The sequence below is a fragment of the Spirillospora sp. CA-142024 genome, assembly GCF_050942325.1.
In the GTDB taxonomy this organism is placed as follows: Bacteria; Actinomycetota; Actinomycetes; order Streptosporangiales; family Streptosporangiaceae; genus Spirillospora.
On the sequence record NZ_CP192077.1, the window covers coordinates 480,615 to 507,111 of the forward strand.

General features: G+C 70.3%; 27 protein-coding genes. 18 read left to right on the plus strand and 9 right to left on the minus strand.

The genetic code is table 11. The annotated features are described in order from the left end of the window. Window positions 1-261 precede the first annotated feature (261 nt). The 4 genes from ACQPZP_RS02465 (at window position 262) to ACQPZP_RS02480 (ending at window position 4,352) form a co-directional block, all read left to right on the plus strand. A complete protein-coding gene (locus ACQPZP_RS02465; RefSeq protein ID WP_433475982.1) occupies window positions 262-1,368 on the plus strand; it encodes a LacI family DNA-binding transcriptional regulator in 1,107 nt (368 codons plus the stop codon). Between the two features lie 327 nt (window positions 1,369-1,695). Beyond that, window positions 1,696-1,932, plus strand: coding sequence for a hypothetical protein (locus ACQPZP_RS02470; protein ID WP_024934223.1), 237 nt, complete (start codon window positions 1,696-1,698; stop codon window positions 1,930-1,932). Window positions 1,933-2,015: 83 nt separating this feature from the next. Next, window positions 2,016-2,861, plus strand: coding sequence for an N-acetylmuramoyl-L-alanine amidase (locus ACQPZP_RS02475; RefSeq protein WP_433475983.1), 846 nt, complete (start codon window positions 2,016-2,018; stop codon window positions 2,859-2,861). A gap of 51 nt (window positions 2,862-2,912) precedes the next feature. Further along, window positions 2,913-4,352 (plus strand): DUF7059 domain-containing protein, encoded by a 1,440-nt coding sequence (locus ACQPZP_RS02480; protein WP_433475984.1) that lies wholly within the window; start codon window positions 2,913-2,915, stop codon window positions 4,350-4,352. On the opposite strand, the gene ACQPZP_RS02485 is transcribed toward ACQPZP_RS02480, so the two are convergent. The 3 genes from ACQPZP_RS02485 to ACQPZP_RS02495 form a co-directional block, all read right to left on the minus strand. Next, window positions 4,345-5,583 carry a sodium:proton exchanger gene (locus ACQPZP_RS02485; protein ID WP_433475985.1) on the minus strand — a complete coding sequence of 413 codons (1,239 nt, stop codon included), beginning with the start codon at window positions 5,581-5,583 and terminating at the stop codon, window positions 4,345-4,347. The genes ACQPZP_RS02480 and ACQPZP_RS02485 overlap by 8 nt on opposite strands. 65 nt (window positions 5,584-5,648) lie before the next feature. Continuing rightward, entirely contained in the window at window positions 5,649-6,719 is a 1,071-nt protein-coding gene (locus ACQPZP_RS02490) for a quinone-dependent dihydroorotate dehydrogenase (protein WP_433475986.1), read from the minus strand. Window positions 6,720-6,758: 39 nt separating this feature from the next. Continuing rightward, window positions 6,759-7,814, minus strand: coding sequence for a hypothetical protein (locus ACQPZP_RS02495; protein WP_433475987.1), 1,056 nt, complete (start codon window positions 7,812-7,814; stop codon window positions 6,759-6,761). A 193-nt stretch (window positions 7,815-8,007) separates the two neighbouring features. On the opposite strand from ACQPZP_RS02495, the gene ACQPZP_RS02500 reads away from it, so the two are divergent. From ACQPZP_RS02500 to ACQPZP_RS02535, 8 genes are all read left to right on the plus strand, one after another. Then, window positions 8,008-8,988, plus strand: a complete 981-nt coding sequence (locus ACQPZP_RS02500; protein WP_433475988.1) for a hypothetical protein — start codon at window positions 8,008-8,010, stop codon at window positions 8,986-8,988. Between the two features lie 391 nt (window positions 8,989-9,379). Then, window positions 9,380-10,012, plus strand: coding sequence for a hypothetical protein (locus ACQPZP_RS02505; RefSeq protein WP_433475989.1), 633 nt, complete (start codon window positions 9,380-9,382; stop codon window positions 10,010-10,012). Between the two features lie 162 nt (window positions 10,013-10,174). Further along, on the plus strand, window positions 10,175-11,542 hold the full coding sequence (locus tag ACQPZP_RS02510; RefSeq protein ID WP_433475990.1) for an extracellular solute-binding protein: 1,368 nt from the start codon (window positions 10,175-10,177) through the stop codon (window positions 11,540-11,542). A gap of 11 nt (window positions 11,543-11,553) precedes the next feature. Then, a complete protein-coding gene (locus tag ACQPZP_RS02515) occupies window positions 11,554-12,492 on the plus strand; it encodes a carbohydrate ABC transporter permease (protein ID WP_433475991.1) in 939 nt (312 codons plus the stop codon). Next, entirely contained in the window at window positions 12,492-13,322 is an 831-nt protein-coding gene (locus ACQPZP_RS02520; protein ID WP_433475992.1) for a carbohydrate ABC transporter permease, read from the plus strand. Before ACQPZP_RS02515 ends, ACQPZP_RS02520 begins: the two co-directional genes overlap by 1 nt. 10 nt (window positions 13,323-13,332) lie before the next feature. Further along, a complete protein-coding gene (ugpC, locus tag ACQPZP_RS02525; RefSeq protein ID WP_433475993.1) occupies window positions 13,333-14,610 on the plus strand; it encodes a sn-glycerol-3-phosphate ABC transporter ATP-binding protein UgpC in 1,278 nt (425 codons plus the stop codon). Window positions 14,611-14,614: 4 nt separating this feature from the next. Next, a complete protein-coding gene (locus ACQPZP_RS02530) occupies window positions 14,615-15,847 on the plus strand; it encodes a DUF4032 domain-containing protein (protein WP_433475994.1) in 1,233 nt (410 codons plus the stop codon). Window positions 15,848-15,869: 22 nt separating this feature from the next. Then, complete coding sequence (locus ACQPZP_RS02535) at window positions 15,870-16,556, plus strand: class I SAM-dependent methyltransferase (protein ID WP_433475995.1); 687 nt, start codon at window positions 15,870-15,872, stop codon at window positions 16,554-16,556. A 7-nt stretch (window positions 16,557-16,563) separates the two neighbouring features. Here the strand turns inward: ACQPZP_RS02535 and ACQPZP_RS02540 are convergent, their stop codons facing one another. Next, window positions 16,564-16,758, minus strand: coding sequence for a hypothetical protein (locus tag ACQPZP_RS02540; RefSeq protein WP_433475996.1), 195 nt, complete (start codon window positions 16,756-16,758; stop codon window positions 16,564-16,566). A 150-nt stretch (window positions 16,759-16,908) separates the two neighbouring features. Between ACQPZP_RS02540 and ACQPZP_RS02545 the strand changes: the two genes are divergently transcribed. Further along, on the plus strand, window positions 16,909-17,076 hold the full coding sequence (locus ACQPZP_RS02545) for a hypothetical protein (RefSeq protein WP_433475997.1): 168 nt from the start codon (window positions 16,909-16,911) through the stop codon (window positions 17,074-17,076). Between the two features lie 3 nt (window positions 17,077-17,079). Here ACQPZP_RS02545 and ACQPZP_RS02550 read toward each other — a convergent pair whose 3' ends face one another. Both ACQPZP_RS02550 and ACQPZP_RS02555 read right to left on the minus strand, forming a co-directional pair. Then, entirely contained in the window at window positions 17,080-17,694 is a 615-nt protein-coding gene (locus ACQPZP_RS02550; protein WP_433475998.1) for a dihydrofolate reductase family protein, read from the minus strand. Between the two features lie 68 nt (window positions 17,695-17,762). Continuing rightward, the gene (locus tag ACQPZP_RS02555; RefSeq protein WP_433475999.1) at window positions 17,763-18,296 is read right to left on the minus strand and encodes a GNAT family N-acetyltransferase; all 534 of its coding nucleotides are present in this window, start codon (window positions 18,294-18,296) and stop codon (window positions 17,763-17,765) included. A gap of 93 nt (window positions 18,297-18,389) precedes the next feature. On the opposite strand from ACQPZP_RS02555, the gene ACQPZP_RS02560 reads away from it, so the two are divergent. The 5 genes from ACQPZP_RS02560 to ACQPZP_RS02580 all read left to right on the plus strand — a co-directional run bounded on the left by ACQPZP_RS02560 (window position 18,390) and on the right by ACQPZP_RS02580 (window position 23,271). Further along, window positions 18,390-18,869: an RrF2 family transcriptional regulator gene (locus ACQPZP_RS02560; protein WP_433476000.1), complete on the plus strand. Its 480-nt coding sequence runs from the start codon at window positions 18,390-18,392 to the stop codon at window positions 18,867-18,869. Between the two features lie 74 nt (window positions 18,870-18,943). Beyond that, on the plus strand, window positions 18,944-19,390 hold the full coding sequence (locus ACQPZP_RS02565; protein WP_433476001.1) for a carboxymuconolactone decarboxylase family protein: 447 nt from the start codon (window positions 18,944-18,946) through the stop codon (window positions 19,388-19,390). Window positions 19,391-19,515: 125 nt separating this feature from the next. Next, window positions 19,516-20,493: an alpha/beta fold hydrolase gene (locus ACQPZP_RS02570; RefSeq protein ID WP_433476002.1), complete on the plus strand. Its 978-nt coding sequence runs from the start codon at window positions 19,516-19,518 to the stop codon at window positions 20,491-20,493. Window positions 20,494-20,840: 347 nt separating this feature from the next. Beyond that, window positions 20,841-22,040: a hypothetical protein gene (locus ACQPZP_RS02575; protein WP_433476003.1), complete on the plus strand. Its 1,200-nt coding sequence runs from the start codon at window positions 20,841-20,843 to the stop codon at window positions 22,038-22,040. Window positions 22,041-22,335: 295 nt separating this feature from the next. Continuing rightward, on the plus strand, window positions 22,336-23,271 hold the full coding sequence (locus tag ACQPZP_RS02580) for an NAD-dependent epimerase/dehydratase family protein (protein WP_433476004.1): 936 nt from the start codon (window positions 22,336-22,338) through the stop codon (window positions 23,269-23,271). On the opposite strand, the gene fahA is transcribed toward ACQPZP_RS02580, so the two are convergent. The 3 genes from fahA to ACQPZP_RS02595 are packed head-to-tail and all read right to left on the minus strand — an operon-like array spanning window position 23,261 to window position 26,462. Beyond that, complete coding sequence (fahA, locus tag ACQPZP_RS02585) at window positions 23,261-24,448, minus strand: fumarylacetoacetase (protein WP_433479538.1); 1,188 nt, start codon at window positions 24,446-24,448, stop codon at window positions 23,261-23,263. The two genes, ACQPZP_RS02580 and fahA, sit on opposite strands and share 11 nt — an antisense overlap. After that, window positions 24,439-25,296 (minus strand): hypothetical protein, encoded by an 858-nt coding sequence (locus tag ACQPZP_RS02590; RefSeq protein WP_433476005.1) that lies wholly within the window; start codon window positions 25,294-25,296, stop codon window positions 24,439-24,441. The genes fahA and ACQPZP_RS02590 overlap by 10 nt, the downstream gene beginning before the upstream one ends. Further along, window positions 25,272-26,462, minus strand: coding sequence for a homogentisate 1,2-dioxygenase (locus ACQPZP_RS02595; protein WP_433476006.1), 1,191 nt, complete (start codon window positions 26,460-26,462; stop codon window positions 25,272-25,274). Before ACQPZP_RS02595 ends, ACQPZP_RS02590 begins: the two co-directional genes overlap by 25 nt. Window positions 26,463-26,497 lie beyond the last annotated feature (35 nt).

The following is a 26,497-nucleotide window of genomic DNA, read 5'->3' on the forward strand; positions in this document are numbered from 1 at the left end:
GAGCCGGGGCCGCGGCAGGCCCCGTGGAGCGGGGCCGGAGCGGGCTCTTCACCGGGTCGTGATCCTCCCCCGGCGCGGCTGTGATCCGGAACACCACAGACCCGAACCACCATTGTCGGATGCCCGTTACTCACTGTTGCGGCGGTTTGGGGGGAAGGCGCGGCATCATGGCATCTCCTCCCGAGCGGAGGGCGGCGCGCCGGATCCCCCGATCGGCGCGCCTTCGCGGCAGGTCCTGCAGGTCCCCCTGGACGGAGTGCCATGTCAGCTGATGAAGCAAATCCCCCGCACGACAGGCTGGGAGAGGGCGCGGTGCCCCGGCCGCGCAGCGAGCCCTCTCCGGCCCTGGGCGGCGAGGGGAGGGCGGTGCCCGCGCCGAAACCGACGATCCGCAACGTCGCCGAGCGTGCCGGAGTGTCCAAATCGCTCGTGTCACTGGTGATGCGGGGGTCACCGCACGTGAGCGAACGGCGACGGCAGGCCGTCCTGCAGGCCGCCCGGGAACTCGGCTACCGGCCGAACGCCGTGGCGCGGAGCCTGGTCGAGGGACGCACCCGGCTGATCGGCGCCATCGTCGCCGACCTGCACAACCCGTTCTTCGCCGAGTTCCTCGACGGGCTGCAGGAGAGCCTGCACGGCGCGGGCCTGCGGATGCTGGTCGGCAGCGGCCGCTGGGACCCGCTGTTCGAGGCGGAGGCGGTCGAGGCGTTCCTGGAGATGCGCGTGGACGGGCTGGTGCTGCTCAGCGTCGTTCCCGAGTCGCTCAAGGAGGCCGCGGCCAGCGTCCCCGTGGTGGTCGTCGGTGAGCGCGACGTCGTCGGCGTCGACATCGTCGTGGACGACGACGAGCTCGGCGCGAGCCTGGCCGTCGACCATCTCGTCGAGCTCGGCCACCGCCGGATCGCGCACATCGAGGGGGCGCGCTCCACGACCGCGCGCTACCGCCGCGCCGGCTACGAGAAGGCGATGCGCCGGCACGGGCTGACCGCCGAGATCATCGTCGAGCCCGGCGACTTCACCGAGGACGGCGGCCACCGGGCCGCGCGTTCGCTGCTGCGCCGCGACGGCCGGCCGACCGCGATCTTCGCGCCGAACGACCTGGTCGCGACCGGCGCGCTGTCGGCCGCCGACGAGCTCGGCATGCGGGTGCCGGGCGACCTGTCGATCGTCGGGTACGACAACACCCACCTCGCGGCGATCCGGCACATCTCACTGACCAGCGTGGATCAGCCGCGCCGCGACATGGGCCGGGTGGCCGCGGAACTGCTCACCGCGCGCATCGGCGACCCGTCCCGCGTCGCGCGGCAGAACCTGGTCGTCCCGCACCTGGTGGTCCGCTCTACGACGGGGCCGGCTCCCTCCCTGTGACCTCGCGGGCGCGCCCCTGTTCGGGCCGCAGGACCTCCCCTCGTCTCGCTCCCGCAGATGCCGTCGCACGCCCCTGATCCGTGACGCCGCGTCCGTGGCCGGTTATGGCAGGGGTACGCGGACGGTCGATCATTCCTCGAACGGGTCCCCGCCGGGTAAGGGGCCGGCCAAACCTGTCGCATTCGCCGGCCCGCGGCCCACGGCCAGGTGGTTAATGTGTCTCACCGTCCGACGGGCAGACCCGGGCGGCCTCGGGGGAGGCCGCCCGGGCCGGGGACCCGCCGGACGGGCTGACAAAGGGTCGTGTTACCCAGGGGGGTTCAGCTCGTGCGTGATCCGGAACTGGTGTCGTGCGCGCAACGCGCGGCGAGCGAATTGGAACGCGCGTGGTCGGAGTGGCGGCACGCCCGCGGCCTGGCCGAGCAGGTGTCGGAGTCCGTCGCCAGCTATGTGGCCCACTCGATCGACCACCCGTGGGGCCGCCCCCGCGTGGTCCTCGGCCTGGACGCGGACGAGGCCCGCGCCCTCGCCGCGCTGCTGGGCAAGGAGGACCCCCTGCGCTGATTTCCCGGACTTCGTTTGACGAACCTCCGCCGGTGTGCAGACTGTCAGGGTCGGTAACGAAGTCATCACGGAGGAATCGGCCTGTGCGAATCCATCGAGGCGGCCCCGCGGTCGCCGGTATCGCGCTGTGCCTGGGCGCGCTCACCGCGTGCAACGGTTCCTCCGGGACGTCCGGCGGCGGAGGCGGGGCCGCGGCCCCGCCGACCGCCGGCGCGTCGTCCCCGGGGTCGCTGGAAGGCGGCCAGTCGCCCGCGTCCGCCACTGGCAAGGCGGCGTCGCTGGAGGGCAAGGTGATCGTCATCGATCCCGGGCACAACGGCGGGAACGCCGACCACCCGTCCGAGATCAACAAGCAGGTCAAGATCGGCAACGGCAGCAAGGCCTGCGACACGACCGGCACGGAGACCAAGGCCGGCTACGGCGAGCACGCGTTCACCTGGGACGTCTCGAACCGGCTCGCCAAGATCCTGCGGTCCAGGGGCGCCAAGGTCGCGCTGACCCGCAAGGACGACAAGAGCGTCGGCCCGTGCGTCACCGAGCGCGCCGCGCTCGGCAACCGGCTCAAGGCCGATGCCGCACTGTCGATCCACGCCGACGGCGCGTCTGCGTCCGGCCACGGCTTCCACATCATCGAGCCGGTCTCCATCGGCCCGAACTCCGGCATGGTGTCCGGCTCCGCCAAGCTCGGGTCCGCGCTGCGGGCCGCCTACCACGAGGGCACCGGCATCCCGTACTCCAACTACCTCGGCAAGAACGCCATCGACCGGCGTGACGACCTCGGCGGCCTGAACATGTCGACGGTCCCGAAGGTCTTCATCGAGTGCGGCAACATGCAGAACGAGGGCGACGCGGCGAAGCTGTCCAGCGCGTCCTTCCGGCAGCGCATCGCCGAGTCCCTCGCCGAGGGCTTCCAGACCTACCTCGGCTGACCCCGGTGGCGCCCGGCCCCGGCCGGGGCGCGGAGCGGGCAGGATGGGCGGATGCCTGATCTTCGTCGTGTGCGGGAAATGCTGCTCGGGGCCGGTTACACCGTCGCCGGCGTGCGGGAGGCGCTCGGGGCCGTCGCGGGTGCGGCACTGGCACGCGACGAGATCGTGCCGGCGCTGCGGGCGACGCGGGGCGGGTCGCCGGTCGAGGTCCTGATCCGGCTGTTCTGGCTGCAGGTGGCGGTGGACGCGCGCGCGATCGCGGCGGACGATCTGGTCGCGGCCGGGCTCGCCGAGATGTCCGGCGGGGAACTGCGGGCGCTGCTGCGCGTCGAGCCGCTGGAGGCCGTGGACGGGGACGGGCATGCCGGATATGTCGTGTCCGACCCAAAGGTGCGCCCCGGGTCGGGCGTCGTCCCGGCGGACGATCATGTGGTGGGCGCGGGCGGCGCGTCCGGGAATCTGGCCCGGCTGGTTGTCCACAGGGCTGTGGACAACGTGCTCGATCTCGGCACCGGCTGCGGTGTCCAGGCCGTGCATCTCGCCGGTCGGTCGCCCGCCGCGCACATCACCGCGACGGACGTCAATCCGCGGGCACTGGAACTCGCCGCGATGAGCTTCGCGCTCTCCGAAGTGGACGGCGCGGAACTGCTCCAAGGGTCACTGCTCGAGCCCGTCCAGGGGCGCCGGTTCGACCTGATCGTGTCCAATCCGCCGTTCGTCGTCGCGCCGTCCGGTGGCCGGCGGTTCGTGTACCGGGAGTCGGGGATGCCGGGCGACGACTTCTGCCGGGGCCTCGTCGAGAACGCCGCGCACTACCTGAACGAGGGGGGATACTGCCAGCTCCTGGCCAACTGGCTGCACGTCGACGGGGTTCCATGGGAGGAGCGGGTCGGCGGCTGGGTGGACGGCTGCGACGCCTGGATCGTGCAGCGTGACGTCCAGGATCCGGCCGAGTACGCGGAGTTGTGGCTGCGGGATTCCTGCGAGGCGGGCACGCCCGAATACCAGGCCCGGTACGCGGAGTGGCTCGATCATTTCGAGCGGCGGAACGTCACCGGAATCGGGTTCGGGTGGATCACGTTGCGGCGCAGCGAGCGGCCGGCCGTCCGGATCGAGGAGCTGCGGCACGCCGTCGAGGAGCCCGTCGGGGCCTACGTCCGGGACGTGCTCGACGGCCTCGCCAAGGCCGACGAGTTTTCCACAGGCTGTGGACGCACGCTCGCGGCGGCGCCCGGTCTCGTCCAGGAACAGATCGGCCCGCCCGGCGCCGAGGACCCGGAGCGGATCGTCCTGCGGCAGCCCGGCCGCCTTCGCCGCGCCGCCGGAGTCGGGACGGTCGAGGCCGCCCTCGCCGGGGTGTGCGACGGCACCCTGCCCCTCGCCCCGCTGCTCGACGCCATCGCCGAGCTCACCGGCATGGACCCGGACCAGGTCCGCGCGCACGCCGACGCCGTCCTCCCCGAGCTGATCGCCGACGGCTTCTTCATCTAGGCCGCACGACCGTCGCCATCGCCCGCCCGAGGTCGCGATGCCGCGCGATCAGCACGGAGAAGCCGATCGCCAGGTAGACGCCGGACAGGTACAGCCTGACGTCCTCACCCGGCAGGACGAACTGCACCGCGAAGAGCAGGAACAGCACCGCCGCCTCCCACCGCCTGAACACGAGGTCGATGAGCAGGCTCAGCCCGAGGACGGTCTGCGCGGCGGTCAGCAGCACCTCCTCGGTCTGCCGGGAGTCCAACGGCAGCGACCAGGCGCCCCCGCCGGCCCGGTAGGCGAGCGGGAGGGTGCCGATCAGCAGCGTCCATTGGTTGACCTTGCTGGACAGTAGCGTCCCGATCGCGTCGGCGTCCCGCAGCCGCCACGCGAACATGACCGCGACGAGCAGTTCGGGCGCCTCCGAGGCGAGCGGCGCCAGCCACTGCACCAGCAGGAACTCGTCGATGCCGAGCGACGCGCCCGCGTCCACCAGCGCGTTCGCGAACGGCTCCGCCGACACGAACACGATGATGCCGCCGAGCGCGAACCCGCCCCAGGTCGCGGTCCGCCGTACCCGCTTCGGCAGGGTGACCAGCCAGGCGGGGACGCCGGCGAGTTCCTCGACGTCCGCCTCCCGGCGCCGCGCGATCTGCGTGAGGTACAGGAGGTACACGACGATGAGCGAGATCGACATGTACCAGCCGATCTCGCCGGTCAGCGCGGGGATGAAGCCGAGCACCGCGGCGAGCGTGAGGAACCCCAGCTCGGTCCGGTGCAGCGAGGTCAGCCGGACGTCCCGCCGGCCGGGGCCGCGCGTCGCATGCCTCCCGCCGCGCCGGGAGAGCCGCCGGACGCCCAGGGCGAAGGCCAGCACCACCAGAGCCCACCCCACACCGACGAGCAGCCGGTTCGCGCCCGTCATGTTGGCGGCCGCGTAGGCGGTGTAGGCCGGTTTCGTCCCGGCGGCGTAGGCGTAGTAGACGTCGACCGCGTACTCGGGCAGCACCGCGATGAGGGCGAGCACCGCCAGCGCGAGCGCGCCCGACATGTCGGCCCGCGCGGTCTCCGCCGCCCACATCAGCAGGATCGCCGCGGCCAGCACCCCGGCTCCGAAGATCACCATGGCGGCGACCGCGGGCGGATCCAGCCCGGCCATCCGCGTCACGACCGCGGGAAGCGCGATCACCAGCGTCAGCGTCACCCGGACGAGCAGCGTCTCGCGCGGGATCAGCTCGCCGGCCATACCGGCACTCTGCCCCCCGTGCCCGCCCTCAAGGCAAGCGGCGCGCAAAGCCCTGCGCGGCAGGGTCAGCGGCGGGCTTCGTCCAGGGTGCGGAAGGCGCTGGCGCGGAGGCGGCGGGACAGGGCGCGGTTGACGCGGTGCGCCCAGAGGGGGCCGCCGTAGATCATGCCGGTGTAGCCCTGGACGAGAGTCGCGCCCGCGCGGATCCGTTCCCACACGTCGTCGGCCGTCTCGACCCCGCCGACCGAGACCAGCGTGAGGCGCCCGCCGGTGCGGGCCCGCAACCGGCGCAGGACGTCCAGCGAGCGCTCCTTCAGCGGGGCCCCGGACAGCCCGCCGGTCTCCTTGACCAGCGCGGGCGGGCTGAGCAGTGCGTCCCGGCCGATGGTGGTGTTGGTCGCGATGATCCCGTCGAGGCCGAGTTCGAGGGCGAGGTCGGCGACCGCGTCGATGTCGTCGTCCGCGAGGTCGGGCGCGATCTTGACCAGCAGCGGGACGCGGCGCCGCGACGACCGGTCGGCGGCCTCGCGCACCGCCGTCAGCAGCGGGCGCAGATGCTCGACGGCCTGCAGGTTCCGCAGGCCGGGTGTGTTGGGGGAGCTGACGTTGACGACGAGGTAGTCGGCGTGCGGGGCCAGTCGCTCGGTGCTCGCCACGTAGTCCGCCGCCGCCGAGGCCTCGGGCACGGCCTTCGTCTTGCCGATGTTGACGCCGACGATCGTTCCCGTCGCCCGGCCGCGCAGGCGTCGCGCGGCGGCCTCGGACCCCTCATTGTTGAAGCCCATCCGGTTGACGACCGCCCGGTCGGGGACGAGCCGGAACAGCCGCGGGCTCGGGTTGCCGGGCTGCGGACGTCCGGTGACCGTGCCGATCTCGACATGGCCGAACCCGAACGCGCCGAGCGCCTCGTAGGCGACGGCGTCCTTGTCGAACCCGGCGGCGAGCCCCAGCGGCCCCGGGAACTCCAGCCCGAGTGCGCGCACGGCCAGCGCCGGGTCGCGCGGCGCGAGCAGCCGCCGCAGCAGCGGGGCGGCCCCGGGCGTCGCCTGGATCGCGCGCAGCGCGCGAAGGGTCGCGTGGTGGACGCTCTCCGCCGGAACACGGCTGATGACACGTGCGAACAGAAGTCGATACATCGCCCGTCAGTATCTCAGCCGGCCTCCGCGGCGTCGCACTCAGTAGCCGCGGAACGTGCGGCGGAGCTGGAGGCGGACGTCGCGGGCCGCCTCCCGCATCGTCCGGCGCGCGGCGCGGACCGGGTCGCGCACCGTGACCCGCCACGCTCCGCGGATGCCGTGCCCCACCGGGCGCAGGACGTTCGCCCGCACCCAGCGGGCGGGCACGACGACCAGGATCCGCACCGGGATGACGACGAGCGTCCGCCAGAGCCAGCGCAGGATGCGGCCGGCCAGCCGCCACGTCCCCACGAGAGCCGCGACGATCGGCGCCAGCAGGTAACGCCACACGGCGCGGGCGGGCGCGACGATCAGCACGCGCCCCAGCCAGGCCAGGCACCGCCCGGTCAGGACCGCGGCCGCCACCAGCGCGGCCCACAGCGACGCGAGGACGAGCAGGCCGCCGCGTCCGAGCCAGGCGAGACCGCTCCAGATGCCGCGCGCCAGCCAGACCAGGCCCAGCAGCGGCGGGCGCAGGACGTATCGCCACAGCAGGACGGCGGGCATGACCAGGAGCACGCCGAGGAGCAGCCCGATCCCCTGGAAGAGCAGCGCGAACCCGCGGCCGAGGAGGCGGAGGACCCACGCCAGCCCGAGTCCGAGGATCCGGAGCGGACGCAGCAGCAGGAAGTCGAGGATGCGCCCGAGACCGCGCCCGATCAGGGCGAGGAAGCGTCCCAGCGGGACGATCAGCACGCGGTGGAACCAGCGGGCCAGCCGTCCCGTGCCGCGCCCGAACCAGCGCAGGAAGCCGAGGATCACCACCACGGCGAGCCATCGCAGCGGCCGGACGACGAGGAGATCGAGCACGGCGCCGATCGCGCGTCCGATGGCCGCCAGGACCCGCGTCAAACCGTTCCAGACGGCCCGGATCCCCCGGCCTACGAGCACCAGCAGGTCGTGCAGGAGCCGTAGCGGTACGACGACGATCAGTGCGATCACCCGTGCGGGGACGACGATCCACGCCGGGCCGGGGCGCGGTGCGGGGCCGGGGCGCGGTGCAGGGCGCCGCTTGGTCAGGTCGACGGGTCCGCCTGCGTCGTTTCCGGTGGTCACCGTTGCCTTCCTTAGTCGTTCGTCCCGGTGATCCGACTCCGTCCGCGGGCGTCCGGTTCCCGGGGGTTGAACCCGGTCCGCGGGGTTCACCGTACTGCTCGTCGATCAGGGAGAGCGGTGCGGCAGCTCCTTCTCGATCGACGTGCGGGGCCTGGTCCGGAGCCGGGTCCAGGACGACATGGAGGACAACCACATGAAATTCCCACGTTGGGCGATCCCCGCTGCGGCCGCCCTCACGGCGTCGGGACTGGTGCTGACCGCGTGCGGACAGGAGAAGGCAGGAGGGAAGCAGCAGAACGCCGCCGCAGGCTCCCAGGCACAGGCGCAGCCGTCCGCGCCGGCGTCGCCGGCCCCCGAGCCGACCACCCTGGAGGTCGCCAGCGTCACCAAACTCGGCAAGGTCATCACCGACGGCACCGGCAAGACGCTCTACCGCTTCGACAACGACACCGCCCGCCCGCCCGCGTCCACCTGCGCGGGCGCGTGCGCCAAGGCGTGGCCGCCGGTGCTGACCGGTCAGGGGGAGACCGAGGTCAAGGGCGTCCAGCAGTCACTCGTCGGTAAGGTGAAGCGGCCGGACGGCAACTGGCAGGTCACCCTCGCCGGATGGCCGCTGTACCGGTTCGCCAAGGACCAGAGCCCCGGCGACGTGAAGGGGCAGGGCGTCGGCGGCACCTGGTACGCCGCCGCGCCGACCGGCAAGAAGGCCGCCCCGGCCACGCAGACGAACAACCGCTGGAAGGGCTGGACGGTCGTCAAGGCCAAGAAGGACCCGAAGCTCGGCCTGATCCTGACCGACGGCAAGGGCATGACCCTCTACCGCTACGACAAGGACACCAACAAGCCGCCGACGACCAACTGCTTCGGCTCGTGCAAGAAGGCGTGGCCGCCGGCCGTCTTCAACGGCTGGAAGCACCTCAAGCTCGAAGGCGTCAACAAGAAGGTCGTCGACTTCATCGAGCGCAAGGACGACGGCAAATGCCAGCTCACCATCAACGGCTGGCCCATGTACTACTACGAGCAGGACAAGCAGCCCGGCGACACGAAGGGCCAGGGCGTCGGCGGGGTCTGGTGGGCGACCACCCCGACCGGCGAGAAGGCCGCCGGCACCGGTTCGGGCACCGGTGACGGGGGCGGCGGCGGGGGCGGCGGATACGGGTCGGGCGGTTACTAGACCGTCCACCGCGCCACACCCGCCCCACAGGCGAAGGCGCGGAGGGCTCGCGGGTCGGTCGGGGTCCGCGATCCCTCCGCGCCTTCTTCACCTCACCCACGACAAAAGTGTGGCGGTGTCGACAGGTTCCCCTGAGATGCCGTTCTGCCACCTTGCAGAACGTCGGGTCGCAGGTGCAGGGAAATTCATTGGCAGGCGGTTCTCCGCCGCTCGGCGAGACGTATTTCAGTTTGCCTCATCGCAATCCGCCGTATTGCTAACCGCCATCTGGTCTTCTGCTTTGAAGCGCTATTAGCGCAGCTTTTACAAGCCTCCCCACGATGCCATTCTGAATGCAACCCGGCGGTGCCGGGGAACCGCGGCAGCGGGCCATTCGTGAGGCGAGGGCATCATGACGGTCGTTCCAGCATCGCTCCCCGAACCGCAGGGCACACGCCCCGGCCTCCGGCTGACGTTCCGGCTGCTGCTCGCGGTCGACGTCCAGGGCTACAGCCGCCGGACGCCCGGCCTGCAGGTGGCGGCGCAGCTCGATCTGCTGGACGCCATGGAGCGGGCCGCGGAGGCCGCCGGGCTCGACCGGGACTCGTGGTCCCAGCAGGTCACCGGGGACGGTGTCCTGGCCGTGCTGCCGGACGACGCCGACATCGTCCTCGTCGTCGGACGCTTCGCCCCGGCCCTCGAAGACGCGCTCGCCGCGCTGGCGGAGACCGCCGCCCCGGAACGCCGCGTGCGGGTGCGCCTCGCGCTGCACCACGGGGCGATGATCATCGGATGGCCGGCGGTGCTCGGCCCGGCCGGGCACGCGCCGGTCGTGGTGAGCCGCCTCGTGGACGCCCGCCCCGTCCGCCGGTATCTGGACGTCCATCCGGAGCGGAACGTCGCGCTGATCGTTTCTGACCAGATCTTCCGCGACGTCGTGGACAGCGGGCTCTGCGCGTTGCCGCCCGCGCATTTTTCCCAGGTCAGAACAGTCATCAAGGGAATTCGGTATGCCGGATACCTCTATGAGCCCGGCTGGTTATGAGTGGCCTGTGTTGCTTGTGTTCTCCATGGGTCCGGCTTTGCCGTCCGATTGCTCTCTGGATCTCGACAGTCACCCGGTTCGGTGATCGAATGGAGATCCGTTCCGCCGAGGGTGCGGCCCGGCGAAGTGCCCGCAGCCTGGTGGGAGGCTTCGGGAGGCCCCATGGTCGAGCGAGTCGGACGAGCGGAGTCGAACGAACCGGGACACGCCCGGCCGCGGGGGCGGGCGACCGGACGGCACGGTCCCCGGGGGCGGTTGCGGGCCGCGGTGGCGCTGACGATGCTGGCCGGGGGGCTCACGGCCTGCGGAGGCGGCGGCGGGACCCCCACCCTCAACTGGTACATCAACCCCGACGACGGCGGGCAGGCCAAGCTCGCCGCGGCGTGCTCGAAGGCGTCCGGCGGCAAGTACAAGATCACTACGTCCGTGCTGCCGCAGGACGCGACGCAGCAGCGTGAGCAGCTCGTCCGGCGGCTGGCCGCGAAGGACTCCGGGATCGACCTGATGAGCCTGGACCCGGTGTTCGTGGCCGAGGCCGCCAACGCCGGGTTCCTGCGGCCCTTCCCCGCGGACCAGGCCGGCCAGTTCACCGAGGGCGTGTTCCCCGCGGCCGTGGAGAACTCGACGTGGGAGGGCAAGCTCTACGCGGCGCCCTTCTGGGCGAACACGCAGCTGCTCTGGTACCGCAAGTCGGTCGCGCAGAAGGCCGGCGTCGATCCCAGCGCGCCCGACTTCACCTGGGACAAGATGATCGACGCGGCCGTCCGGACCGGGACGACCGTCGGGGTCCAGGCCAACAAGTACGAGGGCTACATGGTGTGGATCAACGCCCTCGTCGAGTCCGCCGGCGGACAGATCATCAGCAACGCGCAGCGGGGCGACGACGCCACCATCGACATCGGCTCGCCCGCCGGGAAACAGGCCGCGACGATCATCTCCAGGCTCGCGCACTCCAAGGCGGCGAGCCCGAGCATGTCGACCGACGACGAGGAGCGGGCCCGGTTCCTGCTCAACGGCTCCCGGGGCGGCTTCATGGTCAACTGGGGGTACATCTGGCGGGCCGAGAACGGCGACGCCGAAGCGGGCGTGATCCCGAAGAACATCCCGGCCGACCTCGGCTGGGCGAAGTACCCGAGGGTGAGCCCCGGGCAGGACAGCAAGCCCCCGTTCGGCGGCATCGAGCTCGGCATCGGCGCGTACGGCAAGCACAAGAACACCCTCGCCGTGGAGGCCGTCAAGTGCATCACCTCCACCGAGCACATGAAGCAGTACATGATCGACTCGGGTAACCCGGCGGCCCGCGCATCGGTCTACGACGACCCGCAGATCAAGAAGGAGTTCCCGATGGCCGGGCTGATCCGGGACTCCATCAACGCCGCCGCGCCCCGTCCGATCACGCCGTACTACACCGACGTGTCGGGCGCCGTGCAGAGCCGGTGGCACCCGCCCGCGTCGGTGAACCCGAACACGACGCCCGGCCGGTCCGCGACGTTCATCCGCCAGGTCCTGCACGACCAGGCGCTGCTCTGAAGGGACGGACGATGACCGCTGTGGAGACCGCCCCGGCCACCGGACGGCACCGGGCCGGGCGCGCGGAGATCTCCGACCGGAGCCGCGCGGAACGCCGCCTCGGGCTGATCCTGTCCGCCCCGGCTGTGCTCGTCATGCTGGTGGTGACCGCGTACCCGCTGATCAACGCGCTGTACCTGTCGCTGTTCCGGTACCGGCTCACCGCGCCGGAGGACCGCAAGTTCGTCGGGCTCGCCAACTACGGGACGGCGCTGTCCGACCCGCTGTTCTGGCAGAACGTCCTCACGACGTTCTTCATCACGTTCGTCACGGTCGCCGTGGAACTCGTCATCGGGTTCGCGTTGGCGATGGTGATGCACCGGGCTCTGTTCGCGCGGCGGACCGTCCGCACCGCGATCCTGCTGCCCTACGGCATCGTCACCGTCATCTCGGCGTTCGCCTGGAAGTACGCGTTCGACCTGCAGTCGGGGTTCGTCAACTCCTGGTTCGGGCTCGGCGACTACGCCTGGTTCTCCGGCCGCTGGTCGTCGCTGTTCGTGATCATCCTGTCGGAGATCTGGAAGACGACGCCGTTCGTGTCGCTGCTGCTGCTCGCCGGGCTGGCGCAGGTGCCGCGCGACCTCGGCGAGGCGGCGACGGTGGACGGCGCGACGGCGTGGCAGCGGCTGCGCCGGGTGACGATCCCGAACATGAAGGCCGCGATCCTCGTCGCCGTGCTGTTCCGCACGCTGGACGCCTGGCGGATCTTCGACAACGTGTTCATCATGACGGCCGGCCAGAACAGGACCGAGACGCTGTCGTTCCTCACCTACCGGCAGACGATCACCCGGACCGCGATCGGGCTCGGGGACGCCGTCGGGGTGCTGCTGTTCCTGTCCGTGTTGCTGATCGCGGTGGTGTTCATCAAGGGGTTCCGGGTGGACCTGTCCCAGGTGAGAGGTGACAAGTGATGGAGAGCACCCGCTCGAAATGGCTGTGGGCCGTCGCGTCCCTGCTCATCCTCGTCTGGACGGTCTTCCCGATCCTGTGGATCGTGATGCTGTCGTTCAAGCAGCCCGGCGAGATCGGCAACAAGAGGAGCTTCCTCCCCGCCGACTGGACGTGGGTGAACTACAAGACGGTCTTCAAGACCGACCTGTTCACCTCCGCGCTGATCAACTCTATCGGCATCTCGATCATCGCGACGTTCGTCGGGGTGGTGTTCGCGACGCTGGTCGCGTACGCGATCGCCCGGCTGGAGTTCCCCGGCAAGAGGCTGATCCTGTCGTTCGCGCTGGCCATCGCGATGTTCCCGGTCGTGTCGCTCGTCGGCCCGCTGTTCGACCTGTGGCGCGACATCGGCCTGTACGACACCTGGCCCGGGCTGATCATCCCGTACATCTCGTTCGCCCTGCCGCTCGCGATCTGGACGCTGTCGGCGTTCTTCCGCGAGATCCCGTGGGAGATGGAGCAGGCCGCGCAGGTGGACGGCGCGACGACCTGGCAGGCGTTCCGGAAGGTGATCGTCCCGCTGGCGGCGCCCGGGGTGTTCACCGCGGCGATCCTGACGTTCTTCTTCTGCTGGAACGACTTCGTGTTCGGGATCTCGCTGACCTCGTCCGACAACGCCCGTCCCGTCCCGGCCGCGCTGGCGTTCTTCACCGGCGCGTCGCAGTTCGAGCAGCCCACCACCGCCATCTCCGCGGCGGCGGTCGTGGTGACCATTCCCGTCGTCGTCATCGTCCTGGCGTTCCAGCGCCGCATCGTGGCCGGGCTCACGTCCGGCGCCGTCAAAGGCTGAGGGGTAGACCATGGCCGCCATCACGATGAAGAACATCGTCAAGCAGTACGGCGACGGTTTCCCGGCCGTGAACGACGTGTCGCTGGACGTCAAGGACGGCGAGTTCATGATCCTCGTCGGCCCGTCCGGCTGCGGGAAGTCGACGCTGCTCCGGATGATCGTCGGGCTGGAGGACATCACCGCCGGCGAGATGCTCATCGGCGACAAGGTCGTCAACCGGGTGGCGCCGCGGCAGCGGAACCTGTCGATGGTGTTCCAGAACTACGCGCTCTACCCGCACCTCACGGTGTTCGAGAACATCGCGTTCCCGCTCCGCCTGGCGAAGGTGTCGGACGACGAGGTGCGGCGGCGCGTCAAGGAGACCGCAGACCTGCTGGAGCTGACCGAGCACCTGGAGCGCAAGCCGGCGAACCTGTCCGGCGGCCAGCGGCAGCGGGTCGCGATGGGCCGGGCGATCGTCCGGCAGGCGGACGCGTTCCTGTTCGACGAGCCGCTGTCGAACCTGGACGCGAAGCTGCGCGGGCAGATGCGCACGGAGATCTCGCGCCTGCAGCGGCGTCTCGGCGTCACCACCGTGTACGTCACGCACGACCAGACGGAGGCGATGACGCTCGGCGACCGGGTCGCGGTGCTGCGCAAGGGCGTCCTGCAGCAGGTCGGCAGCCCGCGCGAGCTGTACGAGGAGCCCGTGAACCTGTTCGTGGCGGGGTTCATCGGGTCGCCGTCGATGAACTTCCTGCCCGCGTCCGTGGAGGGCTCGTTCCTCGACACGCCTCTGGGACGGTTCGAGTTGCGCGACGAGCGGAAGGCCGCTGCCATCGGTGACCGTTCCGTCGTGCTCGTCGGGATCCGTCCGGAGCACTTCGAGGACGCGTCGCTGGTCGGCGAGGAGAAGAAGGCGCGGGGCAGCATCGTCCGGGCCCGGGTGGACGTGACCGAATGGCTGGGCAACGAGCTGTACGCCTACGTTCCCTACGAGGCCCCGGAGGACCTCACCGCCCAGTTGCGCGACCTTTCGCGGGAGCTCGACAGCGACCAGCTGCGCACCCAGGCCGTCGTGGCGCTGGACGCGGCCAGCCTCATCTCGCCCGGACGCGAAGCGGAGCTGTGGATCGACACCACGAGGGTGCACATCTTCGACCCGTCCAGCGGCGAGAACCTCACCCGCGACGAAGAGCGCGTCGAGAAGCTCAGCGCCATCGCCGAGGAGGCGCGCGCCGCCCAGCGGGAGGCGCAGCGCGAGCCGGCGGCCGAGGGCGCCGACGGGGCGTCCGTGGCGGAACCGTGAGCCGATGCATTTCGTCTTCACCCCGCCGGGGGAGTCGGCGGCCGGGCTGCTCGACCTGTCGTGGACCCGGCCGCTCGAAGAATGGGACGACGAGCGGCTCGTGGAGATCCGGCAGCGCGGCCTTTCCCGGCACACGGTCAGATTCGTGGCCGAAGGCGGCGCCGTCTACGCGTTGAAGGAGCTGGACGCCCGGCTCGCGCGCCGCGAATACCGGCTGCTGCGGAAGCTCCGCTCCCTCGGCCTGCCTGCCGTCGAGGTCATCGGTGTGGTCGTGGACCGTCCCGGCCTGGACGCCATTCTCGTCACGCGTTTCCTGGACCACTCCTCGTCCTATCGTTCGCTGTTCGCCAACGCCCGCTACGGTCACCCCACGGACCGGTTGCTGGACGCACTCGTGGAACTGCTCGTCCGGCTTCATCTCGCGGGTTTCATGTGGGGTGACTGTTCGCTGTCGAACGTCCTGTTCCGTATGGACGCGGGGGCGTTCGCCGCCTATCTGGTGGACGCGGAGACCGCCGAAATGCACCCGTCCCTCACCGAGGGGCAGCGCGGCTACGACGTGTCCCTGGCCCGCGAGCGGATCGCCGGTGAGCTCTTCGACCTTTCGGCCGCGGGCACTCTGCCGGCCGGGGCCGACCCGATCGAGGTGGCCGACGACACCGTCCGGCGGTACCGGGCGTTGTGGGACGAACTGACCCGCGAGGAGGTCCTGCACCCCACCGACCAGCGCTACCGCATCGCCGAGCGGCTCCGCCGCATCAACTCCCTCGGCTTCGACGTGGACGAGGTGGAGCTGGTGGACGCGGGGCCGTCCGGGGCGCGCATGCGCGTCCGCACACGTGTGGCGGAGCCCGGCCACCACCGCCGCATCCTCATGGCCCGTACCGGGCTGGACGCCCAGGAGAACCAGGCCCGCCGCCTCCTCAACGACATCGCCGGATACCGCGGCCATCTGGAACGTGTCCGGGGCGAGCCCGTTCCAGAGGTGGTCGCGTCGAACAAATGGCTCGCCGAGGTGTACGAGCCGGTCATCAACGCGGTTCCGCCCGGCCTGCGCGACCGCCTGGACGACGTCGAACTGTTCCACGAGGTCCTCGAACACCGCTGGTTCCTGTCCGAGAAGTCGGGCCGTGACGTCGGTACGTCGGCGGCGGCGCGCGACTACTTCGCGTCCGTTCTCCCGGACGTTCCCGAGGATCTGACCCAGACCGGCCGTCCTCCTGACACGACCAGTTGATCTTTCTGGCACCATCGTGGACATGTACGAGCGTTTCGCCCACGAGTATGCGAACCATGCCGAAGACAGCGCCTACAACGCTCTCTACGACCGGCCCGCCGTGCTCGGCCTCGCCGGCGACGTGGCCGGCCTCGACGTCTTCGACGCCGCCTGCGGCCCCGGCCTCTACGCCCGGGAACTACTGGACCGCGGCGCCCGTGTCGCCGGCTGCGATGTGAGCCCCACCTTCGTCGAAATGGCCCGCGCACGCACCGAGGGCCGCGCCGACCTGCGCCTCCATGACCTGTCGCGACCGCTGACGTGGCTGGCGGACGACTCGGTCGACATGGTCGTCCTCGCCCTGGCCATTCATTACATCGACGACCGGGTGGCCCTGCTGAAGGAATTCCGCCGCATCCTGACCCCTCGCGGAGCCGTCGTCCTGTCCACCGAGCATCCGATGACGGGGTGGCTGCGCCTGGGCGGGTCCTACTTCACCGAAGAGCCCGTGGAGGAGTCGTTGAGCCCTCATCGGGACTGGCCGATCAGGGCGTGGCGCCGTCCCCTGACGTCGATCTGCGCGGAATTCCGGGAGGCGGGGTTCCTCATCGAGGAATTGCTGGAACCCCGCCCCGTCTCCGAAATGGCCGACCGCTACCCCGAGGACCACGCGAAGCTGGAGGATCTCCCCGCCTTCGTGGCCTTCCGCCTGGTCCCGGCCGGCCCTTGACCGATGTTCACTCGGCGTCCGCGACGATGTGCCACTGCCCGACCTCGCCGTAGTCCGAGTCGTAGATGACCGAGCCGTCGCCCGGCTTCAACTCGTAGTGCCGGACGTTCCCGCCCCAGTACCGCAGGATCCGACCCAGCTCACTCGCGGCATCCCCGGCCACGGCGCCTTCACCCATGTCCACTTCAAGAACGAACTTCATACCTTGAATCGTCTCATTGAAGTGGTTCTTGAATGTTGCCAGCGCATCGACGCGGGCCACGCTGATTGAGCATCGGTTAAGCCTCAAACAGCACCGCCGAGCACGGGTTCGGGTCCGGCGTGGTTCGACCACTACGAGAAGTTCGGGAACGTGGTGGTGCGGAACCTGGCGGACTGCTCCTTTGACGGCGTGGTCGCCGACTGCCTGATGTTCGGCGCGCTGGCCGGGCGTATCACCGCCGCGCCGGGCCCGGCATATGCGGTCAGGCGCCTGGAACGCCTCCTCCGGGTGTTCGGCGGCGCGGCGGCCGGTCCGTAGGCGTCACTCGGGCGAGGCGTACGAGCCGTAGGCCGGGCGGCCGGTGGGCTGGTAGGTCTGGATCGTCACGCCGGTGCTCGTGACCTTGGAGTCGGTGAGCCGGAGCCCGGTCGGGACGATGTCGTCGAACAGCCGCTTGCCGGTGCCGAGGACGACCGGGAAGATCAGCACGCGGACCTCGTCGACGAGCCCGGCCTTGATCAGCGTCTGGACCAGGTCGAGGCTGCCGTGCACCTGGAGCTCGCGCCCGGGCTCGGCCTTCAGCTTGGCGACGGCCTCGGCGGCATCGCCTTCCAGGATCGTGGTGCCCGCCCATTCGGCCGTGCCGAGCGTGCGGGACGCGACGTACTTCGGAAGCGAGTTCAGCTTCGACGCGACCGGGTCGTTCTCGTCGGTCATCTTCGGCCAGTGCCCGGCGAAGATCTCGTAGGTCCTGCGGCCGAGCAGGAAGGCGTCCGCCTCGGCGAACCAGCCGGACACGGCGCGTCCGAAGTCCTCGTCGGCGAAGGGGAACGACCAGCCGCCGTGCTCGAACCCGCCGCTGCGGTCCTCGTCGGGTCCGCCCGGCGCCTGCCCGACGCCGTCGAGGGTGATGAATGTCGTCACTGTGAGTTTCATGGGTCCTCCTGAGTCCGCCGTACCCACAGGCAGACCGGCGACCGCCGCGGAACTCATCGGACGGGTGCTCAGCCGAGCTTCTTCACCAGGAGCTCGAACTCCAGGTCGTCGCGCTTGGGGAGGCCGAAGCGCTCGTCGCCGTAGGGGAAGGGGCTCGTGTCGCCCGTCCGGACGTATCCGCGCCGGACGTACCAGGCGATCAGCTCCTCGCGGACGCTGATCACCGTCATGTGCATCTCGGTCGCGCCCCACTCCTCGCGCGCCAGCCGCTCGGCCTCGGCGAGGACCTTCTTGCCGAGCCCGCCGCCCTGGGCGGCGGGACGCACGGCGAACATGCCGAAGTAGGCGTGCCCGCCGCGGTTCTCCAGCTGGCAGCAGGCGGCCAGGGCGCCGCCGGTCTCGGCGACCAGCATCAGCCCGGCCGGGTCGTTCACCGCGGCGGCGACCATGTCGGGGTCGGTGCGCCGGCCGCCGAGAATGTCGGCCTCGGTGGTCCACCCGGTGCGGCTGGAGTCGCCGCGGTAGGACGACTCGACGAGGGTGACGAGCGCGGGGACGTCGGCCGGCGTCGCCGCGCGGAAAGCGGGATTCACGGTGCTCACTTGCGGGACTCTAACGCCGGACACGTAGTGTCCGGGGTCGGCCCCGGTGGTTGCGAGGGTAATCCTGGATGTCTAGTATCCAGATTTGTGCGGATGAGCGAGGGAGTCGAATGGGCGATCCACAGCTGTCTCAACCTGACCTGGCTGGAGCCGGGTGAGGCCGTGACGGCGGCCAGGATGGCGGCGTTCTACGAGCTGCCCGCGGCCTACCTGAACAAGCAGCTGCAGGCGCTGGCCCGGGCCGGGATCCTCGCGTCCACCCCCGGGCCGCGCGGCGGGTTCCGGCTCGCCCGCCGAGCCGAGGACATCACCCTCCTGGACATGGTGATCGCGATCGAGGGGCCGGAGGAGGCGTTCCGCTGCGAGGAGATCCTCCGGCAGGGACCCGGCGACCATGAGGGAGCCGACTACCGCAGGCTGTGCGTCGTCTCCCAGTCCATGCGGCGGGCGGACCTCGCCTGGCGCCGGGAGCTGGCCGGGCAGACCCTCGACGACCTGCGCGTGATCGTGGAGCGCCGCGTCCCGGCCACCCCCGGCAGGACCCGCGCCTGGTTCGCGAACCTGCGGACCTGATCCCGGCCGCGTCCGCAAGGGCGTCCGGCCATCGGTCAATTCTGGATAAGAAACATCCAGGTTAGGAAGCATCCATGCAGGCACGAATGAACGTTCTCAAGCCCGCCGCCGACGGCTACAAGGCCATGCTCGCGCTGGAGGCGTACATCAACGCCAGCGGCGTCCCGCACCGTCTGCTGGATCTGATCAGGCTGCGCGTGAGCCAGATCAACGGCTGCGCGTACTGCGTGAACATGCACGCCCGGGACGCCAAGAAGGCCGGGGAGACCGACGAGCGCCTGTGGTCGGTGGCGGCCTGGCGCGAGTCGCCCTTCTACACCGACGAGGAGCGGGCGGCGCTGGCCCTGGCCGAGGCCGCTACGCGGATCAGCGACAACCCCGACGGAGTTCCGGACGACGTCTGGAACGACGCCGCCGACCACTACGACGAGGAGTCCCTCGCCGCCCTCGTCATGACGATCGCCGCGATCAACGCGTGGAACCGGATCAACGTCACGCTCCGCAACCCCGCGTCGAACTGACGGCCGTGGTCGCGGTCCATCTCTGACGCCGCTCCCCGGCGCCCGCCCGATCGCCGATCGGGCGGGTCGTCCCGGTGAACGGGAGGCCGGGCCACCCGCCGTGGCCGGACGCCGATGATCGCCCCATGAGCCTCGGAGAGGGAAGCGTCCGTCACCGAATGCTGGACGTCGGAGATGTCACCCTTCACGTGGCCGAGCAGGGCTCCGGCGTCCCGGTGGTGATGTGCCACGGCTTTCCGGGCCTCTGGTACAGCTGGCGGCACCAGCTCCCGGCTCTGGCCGCGGCGGGATGCCGGGCGATCGCTCTCGACATGCGCGGATACGGGCGCAGCGGCAGCCCTCGCTCCCCAGAGGAGTACGACCGGCGGCGCACGACCGGAGACCTGGTCGGAGTCTTGGACGCACTGGGCATCGACGAGGCCGTGTTCATCGGCCACGACTTCGGGGCCGCGCTGGTCTGGGACATGCCGCAGTGGGCTCCCGGACGCGTCAAGGCGCTGATCCAGCTCAGCGTGCCGCGCGTGCCCGTCTCGAAGCGTTCGCCGAGCGAGTTGTACGCGCTCGCCGCTGAGCGCCATTTCCTTCACACGCACTATTTCCAGAAAAAGGGCCCGGCCGACGAAGAACTCGCAGGAGATCCGGGGCGCTTTCTGGCCAATGTTTTCTGGGCACTGAGCGGCGGCTACCGGTATCTCGATATCTGGCGGCATTCAAGCGACGGCAACGGTTATCTCGATGTGCTCCCCGAGGCGCCGCCGCTGCCGTGGCCGTGGCTTACCGAGGGCGAACTCGCCTATTACGTGGCCGAGTTCGAGCGGACCGGGTTCACCGGCGGCCTCAACTGGTACCGCGCCGGTGACCATGTGTGGCGGGAGAAGCAGGCCCGCCCGGACGAACCCGTCACCGTTCCGACACTGTTCGTGGTGGGCGACCGCGACCCCGTCCGGGAGATCATGGGCGCCGGCGCGGGGGACTCGATGGCCGACCTCGTCCCTGGCCTGCGCGGCGTCCACGTCATCGAAGGGGCCGGGCACTTCGTCCAGATGGAGGCGCCCGGTGAGGTCAACGCCGCCATGCTCGCCTTCCTCGCCGGCATCCGCTGAGACGGCGCGGTCCGGCGGAAACACGCCGGTCGGTTCAGGTGTGCAAAGCCGGAAGCTTCGCGGATAAATAGTCGGTAACAAGTCCGAAACATATCAGTCGGACTGTGCGGAAAATTACGATCCGAGCGGTAACGGGGTTGCCGCAGACGGCAGTTGTCGCACAGTATCTCTTAGGTCGTGGCCTCAGGTCACGACTGTCCTGCCAACCGGTGGCCGGACGTGTTCACAGGGTTCCAGAACCGCGTGACACGTCCCGGCCACAGGCCGGGACGCGCGGTTCCTCGGGAACCGATCAAAACAAAAGAAGGTGAGAATCGCAAATGAAACGTGTATCAAGTCCGTTTCTGATGGGCGTCGTGACGTTGATCGTCATGAGGCTCATCCAACAGTTCGGGTTCGCCATCGTGCCCGGTGTCGAACCCATGACCGCATCCATTGCCGTCTTCGCGATCACCGTCCTCTTCGGCTCGACCCCGCTCTTCCTGGGAACGATCCACAACGGCGGTTTCGCGAAGAGCAAGTGGGACAGGACCGCGCTGAAGGCAATGGTGGCCGCGTTTGTCGGCAACCTGCTTTCGTTCGTGGTGTATCTGATGGCCGTCGACAAGATGGGCCTCGCGCTCAGCAGCACTTTCGCGCTGGCCGGCGCCCTGTGCGTCAACATCGACGGGATCTGGAAAGCCTGCCGGGTCGAGAAGACCCGCCGGCGGGCGATTCTCCAGCTGGCTGTCCGTGTCGTCATCATCACGGTCAGCTTCGGGCTGGCCCTGCTGCACACGGGCTCCCTCTCGACCGAGGACCTGGCGCTGGGCCTGGTCTACGAGGTCATCCAGGGCTTCGGCCAGTGGCTGTACCTCACGGCCGCCTACGGAACGCTCAAGAAGCGCAACCTGATCAGGGAAGGGCTGTCCGGGGCGAACTTCGCCATCGGGCTCGTCCTGGCGGGCGCTGTGCTTCTGGTGGACAACCAGAAGTTCGCGGTGATCACGACCCCCGTCCACCTCAAGATCGGGCAGGTTCCGCTCTGGGCGGTATGCGCCCTTGCCGGTGTCTGCACGATCCTCCTCGCAATGATCTTGCAGGCTCGGGCCGGGCGGGTCCTCCGGGGCGACCAGGGAGGCGTCGTCGACGCCTTCGAGCCGCTCCTGGCGGCGGGCGCGTCCGCGTTCGTGACCGCCCTGCTGGTGCCTCAAGAGGCGGAGTGGGCGCACTTCAGCGGATCGACCCTGGTCCTCTACTGGACTGGGCTCGGCGTCATCATCGCTTCGGCCTGCGTGACGTTCGTCTGGCCGCTGAAGGACGTACATGAGGACGAGAACGCCGACGCTCAGAAGGTAGATGAGCCGGCGGACCCTGTCCTCGCGGTCCCGAACCCGATCGCCGACGCGACCGACGTGCTTTCCGAGGCCGACGAGGCTATTTCGAAGGCCGACGAGGCGCTTTCCGAGGCCGGCGGCGAGGCGGCCGGGGCCGCCAACCAAGAGGCGACCGACTCGCAGGGGTCGGCGTCCGGGCATCCCGGCGACGCCGGAGCCGAAGAGCAGTAATAACCCGACCGGGGTCTCCCCCGGACCGGGTTCCATCCACGGTGGGTTACGGCGCAGGCCGTGGCCCACCGGCTGACAACCATCCACTCGCGGGGAGGGGCTGCAAGCAGCCTCTCCCCGTCTTCCTTTGGGACGTGCGTCGCGTCCCGTGTCCGGTTGACCGCCCCTCATGGGTGGGGACGAGGCGTTGGCCGCCTTCGCCACCCGGATCCCGCGCTCCCCCCTTGAGCGTGCCGGTCACATGTTCCGGATGCAGTCCGTCATGTGGGTAGGTGATCGCGGGAGGTGAGTGAGCATGCGGGTCTTGGTCGTCGGGGCGACGGGTGTCGTCGGACGGCAACTGGTGCCGTTGCTCGTGGCGGACGGGCACACGGTCGTGGGGACGGCCACGTCCGAAGCCGGGGCTGCGGCGATCATCGGGGCCGAGGCCCTGGTGCTGGACGTGCTCGACGCGTCCGCGACGGAGGCCGTGGTGGCGAGCGCGCGGCCGGACGTGGTGGTCTGCCAGGCGACGGCGCTGTCCTCGTTCGGCGGGAACATGCGGAAGTTCGAGCGGTACTTCGCGAAGACCAACCGGCTTCGCACCGAAGGAACGGCGAATCTGCTCGCGGCCGTGGAGCGGAACGGCGGGGCGCGGGTCATCGCGCAGAGCTACGCGGCGTCCGCGTATCCGCCGGGCGGCTCGTATGCGAAGGACGAGGACGAAGGGTTCGATCCGGATCCGCCGAAGGCGATGGCCGATACGTTCGCGTCGATGCGGCGGCTGGAGGAGTCGGTCGCGACCGCGTCCCAGGACAACGTGTGCCTCAGGTACGGCTTCTTCTACGGGCCCGGCACCACGCTGGACGTCGGCGGTGTCCAGTTGGAGGCCGTGCGCAAACGGCAGATGCCCGTCGTGGGGGACGGCGACGGCGCTCCGTCCTATCTGCATGTGGAGGACGCCGCGGGAGCGGTGATGGCCGTCCTTGAGAACGGACACGGCGTCTACAACATCGTCGATGACGAGCCCGCGCCGTTCAGGGAGTGGCTGCCCTTCGTCGCGGGCGTTCTCGGGGCGAAGCCGCCACGGCACGTGCCGGTGTGGTTGGGACGGCTGTTCGCCGGCGACGCCGGCGTCTACATGATGACGCGCGCGAGGGGCGGCTCGAACGCCAAGGCGAGACGCGAACTGGGCTGGGAGCCCGTGCACCCCGACTGGCGCACGGGCTTCCGGACGGCGCTCAGCGGCTGACCGGTGGACGGGCGGGAAGGACACGCCCGCTGACGTCCCCGAACCCGATGCGGGTGCCCGCGGGGCCGGGGGCGGTGGCGGTGATGGAGACCGCGTCGCCGTCCTCCAGGAACGTGCGCGGCTCGCCGTTGACCGTCACGGGCTCCTTGCCGCCCCAGGTGAGCTCGATGAAGGCGCCGCGCTGGTCCTTGGCCGGGCCCGAGACCGTCCCGGACGCGAACAGGTCCCCGGTGCGGGACGAGGCGCCGTTCACCGTCATGTGCGCGAACATCTGGGCCGGTGACCAGTACATCTCCCGATAGGGCGGGCGGGAGACCACCTGTCCGTTCCATGTGACCTCAAGGGCGAGGTCCAGGCCCCACGGGTTCTTTTCGTGAAGATAAGGGAGCGGCTCCGGGTCTTGCGGCGGTGTGGCGACGCGGGCCGTTTCCAAGGCGAGGAGCGGGACGACCCAAAGAGAGATGGACGTCGCGAAGCTCTTCCCTAGGAACGGGCCGAGCGGCACGTACTCCCAAGCCTGGATGTCGCGGGCCGACCAGTCGTTGACCAGGACGACGCCGAAGACGCGCTCGCCGAAGTCGTCCGCACTCACAGGCGTTCCAAGGGACGACCCGGTGCCGACGACGAAACCGACCTCGGCCTCGATGTCGAGGCGGCGGCTCTCACCGAACGTGGGGCCGTCCTCGGATCGGCGCTGCCCGGACGGCCGGACGATGCCCGTTCCGGACGGCACGACCGTGCCCGCGCGGCCGTGGTAGCCGACCGGCAGATGCTTCCAGTTCGGCATCAGCGGCTCGGAGTCCGGACGGAACAGGCGGCCGAGGTTGGACGCGTGGTGCTCGGAGGCGTAGAAGTCCACGTAGTCGGCGACCTCGAACGGCATGTGCAGCGTGACCGCGTCGGCGGGATGGACGGCCGCGTCCGGAACGTCGCCCGAGACCAGATCGAGGACCCGTTCGCGGACCTCGACCCAGCGCGCGTGACCCTGCGCCATGAAGGGATTCAGCGACGGCTCGGCGAAGACGTCATCGCCGAGCGCGGCGGCCAGATCCACGACGGAATCGGCCACGCGCACCCCCACCCGGGGAGCGGTGCCCGGGGTCGAGAAGACGCCGTAGGGGAGGTTGGCGGGCCCGAAGAGGGAGTCTTCGGGGATCGCGATGCGGGTCAACGGCAGGACTCCTGGAGTGTGGAGGCGAGCAGGCCGAGGTGTGCGAGTTCGGTCAGAGGGTCGGTGATGCTGCACGTCCCGAAGGACAGGAAACGAGCGCGGACGGCGGCCGTCCGCGGCTCGCCGAGCGCGGCGACGCGGGACGCGACGGACGCGGCGTCGCGATCGGCGAGGACGGCGGCCAGGTCGCCGGCCGGCCGGCCCGCCAGCGCGGCGTCGGTCGCGAGCAGCAGGTTCAGGAAGCCGTGCTGGTGGAAGCCCGTCTCCGGGTCGGTGTTGCGGACCGGATGGTGCAGCCCCGCCGTCGCCTTGAACGGGACACCGGCGTCCACCACGGCCTTGATCGCGGCGGCCAGCTCGTCCGGGCTCGGGTAGAGGTGCGCCTTCACCCCGCCGGTGCGGAACTTCGCGCGGTGGCCCCGTGCGGCGACCGCCGCGACGAACGCGGGACGGCGGTCGTCCCGCGGGATCTCGACGTAGACGGGCGCATCGACGCCGCCGAGCACGCGGAAGAACTCGTCCGGGCCCATGCCGGGCGGGACGGCGACCTCCAGGCCCCGCACGTCGAGGACCAGGTCGGCGGCGGCGGCCATCGCCTTCGCCGCCTGGCACGGCCCGCTCGGCGCCGTGATCGACAGGTCGAGGGGCTCGCTTCCCAGCAGCGGGTACAGGTCGTCCAGCGCGGTCGCCGGCAGGACGAGCGGCCCGACGAGCTCCGCGTACGGGGCGGAACGGTGGTCGCGGTGGGCGGGGACGGCCTCGGCCAGCGGTGTGAGGCCCGGCGGGAACACGGCCGCGTCGTCGCACAGGCCGATCGCGAACGCGGGGATCATCGCCGCCTCGCCCAGGTCCACGCGTACGCCTCGTCCTCGCAGGCCGATCCGCCTTCACCGAGTTCGAGCGGGTGGAACGTGTCCACCATGACGGCCAGCTCGTCGAAGAACTCGACGCCGATACTGCGCTCGTAGGCGCCGGGCTGCGGACCGTGCGCCAGCCCGCCCGGATGCACCGAGACCGAGCCCGGCCCGATGCCGGAGCCCTTGCGGGCCTCGTAGTCGCCGCCGCAGTAGAACATGATCTCGTCGGAGTCGACGTTGGAGTGGTAGTAGGGCACCGGGATCGACAGCGGGTGGTAGTCGACCTTCCGCGGCACGAAGTTGCACACGACGAAGTTGTGGCCCTCGAACACCTGGTGGACGGGCGGCGGCTGGTGCACGCGGCCGGTGATCGGCTCGAAGTCGTGGACGCTGAACGTGAAGGGGTAAAGGCAGCCGTCCCAGCCGACGACGTCGAAGGGGTGCCGGGCGTACGTCATGCGGGTGCCGGTGACGCCGCGCGAGCCGCGATGCTTCACCAGGACCTCGACGTCGGAGCCGTCCAGGGCGAGGGGCTCGTCGGGGCCGTGCAGGTCCCGCTCGCAGTACGGGGCGTTCTCCAGGAATTGGCCGTAGCGCGACAGGTAGCGCTTGGGCGGCGCGATGTGGCCGGTCGCCTCGATCGCGTACGCGCGCAGCGGCTGGTCGCCGGTGGGCAGCCACCGGTGCGTGGTGGACGTGGGGATGATGACGTAGTCGCCCTGCTCGGCGGAGAGCGTCCCGAAGACCGTCTCGACGGTCGCGGTGCCGGACTCGATGTAGACGATCTCGTCGCCGGTCGCGTTGCGGTAGAGGGGCGAGTCGGCGGCTGACACCACGTACGACAGCCGGACGTCGTTGTTGCCGAGGATCAACCGGCGGCCGGTGACGACGTCGGTCTCGGCCCACGTCTCCTTGGGGAACAGTTCGTGCAGCTTGAGGTGGCGCGGCTTGAGCGGATGGTTGGGGGTCGTCGCCGAGTCCGGGACGTCCCACGCCTGGGAGTCGACGATCGCGGACGGGATCTCCCGGTGGTACAGCAGCGACGAGTCGGAGGAGAACCCCTCCTCGCCCATCAGTTCCTCGAAGTAGAGCCGCTCCTCGCCGTCCCTGTGCTGGGTGTGGCGTTTCGGCGGCACGTGGCCGACCCGGCGGTAGTGGGCCATGCTCCATCGCCTCCGATGATTAATGCATTAACTAC

Coding starts and splice junctions, on each gene's coding strand:
- ACQPZP_RS02465 (WP_433475982.1), top strand. CDS start 262: ATGTCAGCTGATGAAGCAAATCCCCCGCACGACAGGCTGGGAGAGGGC.
- ACQPZP_RS02480 (WP_433475984.1), top strand. CDS start 2,913: ATGCCTGATCTTCGTCGTGTGCGGGAAATGCTGCTCGGGGCCGGTTAC.
- ACQPZP_RS02485 (WP_433475985.1), bottom strand. CDS start 5,583: ATGGCCGGCGAGCTGATCCCGCGCGAGACGCTGCTCGTCCGGGTGACG.
- ACQPZP_RS02490 (WP_433475986.1), bottom strand. CDS start 6,719: ATGTATCGACTTCTGTTCGCACGTGTCATCAGCCGTGTTCCGGCGGAG.
- ACQPZP_RS02500 (WP_433475988.1), top strand. CDS start 8,008: ATGAAATTCCCACGTTGGGCGATCCCCGCTGCGGCCGCCCTCACGGCG.
- ACQPZP_RS02505 (WP_433475989.1), top strand. CDS start 9,380: ATGACGGTCGTTCCAGCATCGCTCCCCGAACCGCAGGGCACACGCCCC.
- ACQPZP_RS02510 (WP_433475990.1), top strand. CDS start 10,175: ATGGTCGAGCGAGTCGGACGAGCGGAGTCGAACGAACCGGGACACGCC.
- ACQPZP_RS02515 (WP_433475991.1), top strand. CDS start 11,554: ATGACCGCTGTGGAGACCGCCCCGGCCACCGGACGGCACCGGGCCGGG.
- ACQPZP_RS02520 (WP_433475992.1), top strand. CDS start 12,492: ATGGAGAGCACCCGCTCGAAATGGCTGTGGGCCGTCGCGTCCCTGCTC.
- ugpC (WP_433475993.1), top strand. CDS start 13,333: ATGGCCGCCATCACGATGAAGAACATCGTCAAGCAGTACGGCGACGGT.
- ACQPZP_RS02530 (WP_433475994.1), top strand. CDS start 14,615: ATGCATTTCGTCTTCACCCCGCCGGGGGAGTCGGCGGCCGGGCTGCTC.
- ACQPZP_RS02535 (WP_433475995.1), top strand. CDS start 15,870: ATGTACGAGCGTTTCGCCCACGAGTATGCGAACCATGCCGAAGACAGC.
- ACQPZP_RS02540 (WP_433475996.1), bottom strand. CDS start 16,758: ATGAAGTTCGTTCTTGAAGTGGACATGGGTGAAGGCGCCGTGGCCGGG.
- ACQPZP_RS02550 (WP_433475998.1), bottom strand. CDS start 17,694: ATGAAACTCACAGTGACGACATTCATCACCCTCGACGGCGTCGGGCAG.
- ACQPZP_RS02560 (WP_433476000.1), top strand. CDS start 18,390: ATGAGCGAGGGAGTCGAATGGGCGATCCACAGCTGTCTCAACCTGACC.
- ACQPZP_RS02565 (WP_433476001.1), top strand. CDS start 18,944: ATGCAGGCACGAATGAACGTTCTCAAGCCCGCCGCCGACGGCTACAAG.
- ACQPZP_RS02570 (WP_433476002.1), top strand. CDS start 19,516: ATGAGCCTCGGAGAGGGAAGCGTCCGTCACCGAATGCTGGACGTCGGA.
- ACQPZP_RS02575 (WP_433476003.1), top strand. CDS start 20,841: ATGGGCGTCGTGACGTTGATCGTCATGAGGCTCATCCAACAGTTCGGG.
- ACQPZP_RS02580 (WP_433476004.1), top strand. CDS start 22,336: ATGCGGGTCTTGGTCGTCGGGGCGACGGGTGTCGTCGGACGGCAACTG.
- ACQPZP_RS02595 (WP_433476006.1), bottom strand. CDS start 26,462: ATGGCCCACTACCGCCGGGTCGGCCACGTGCCGCCGAAACGCCACACC.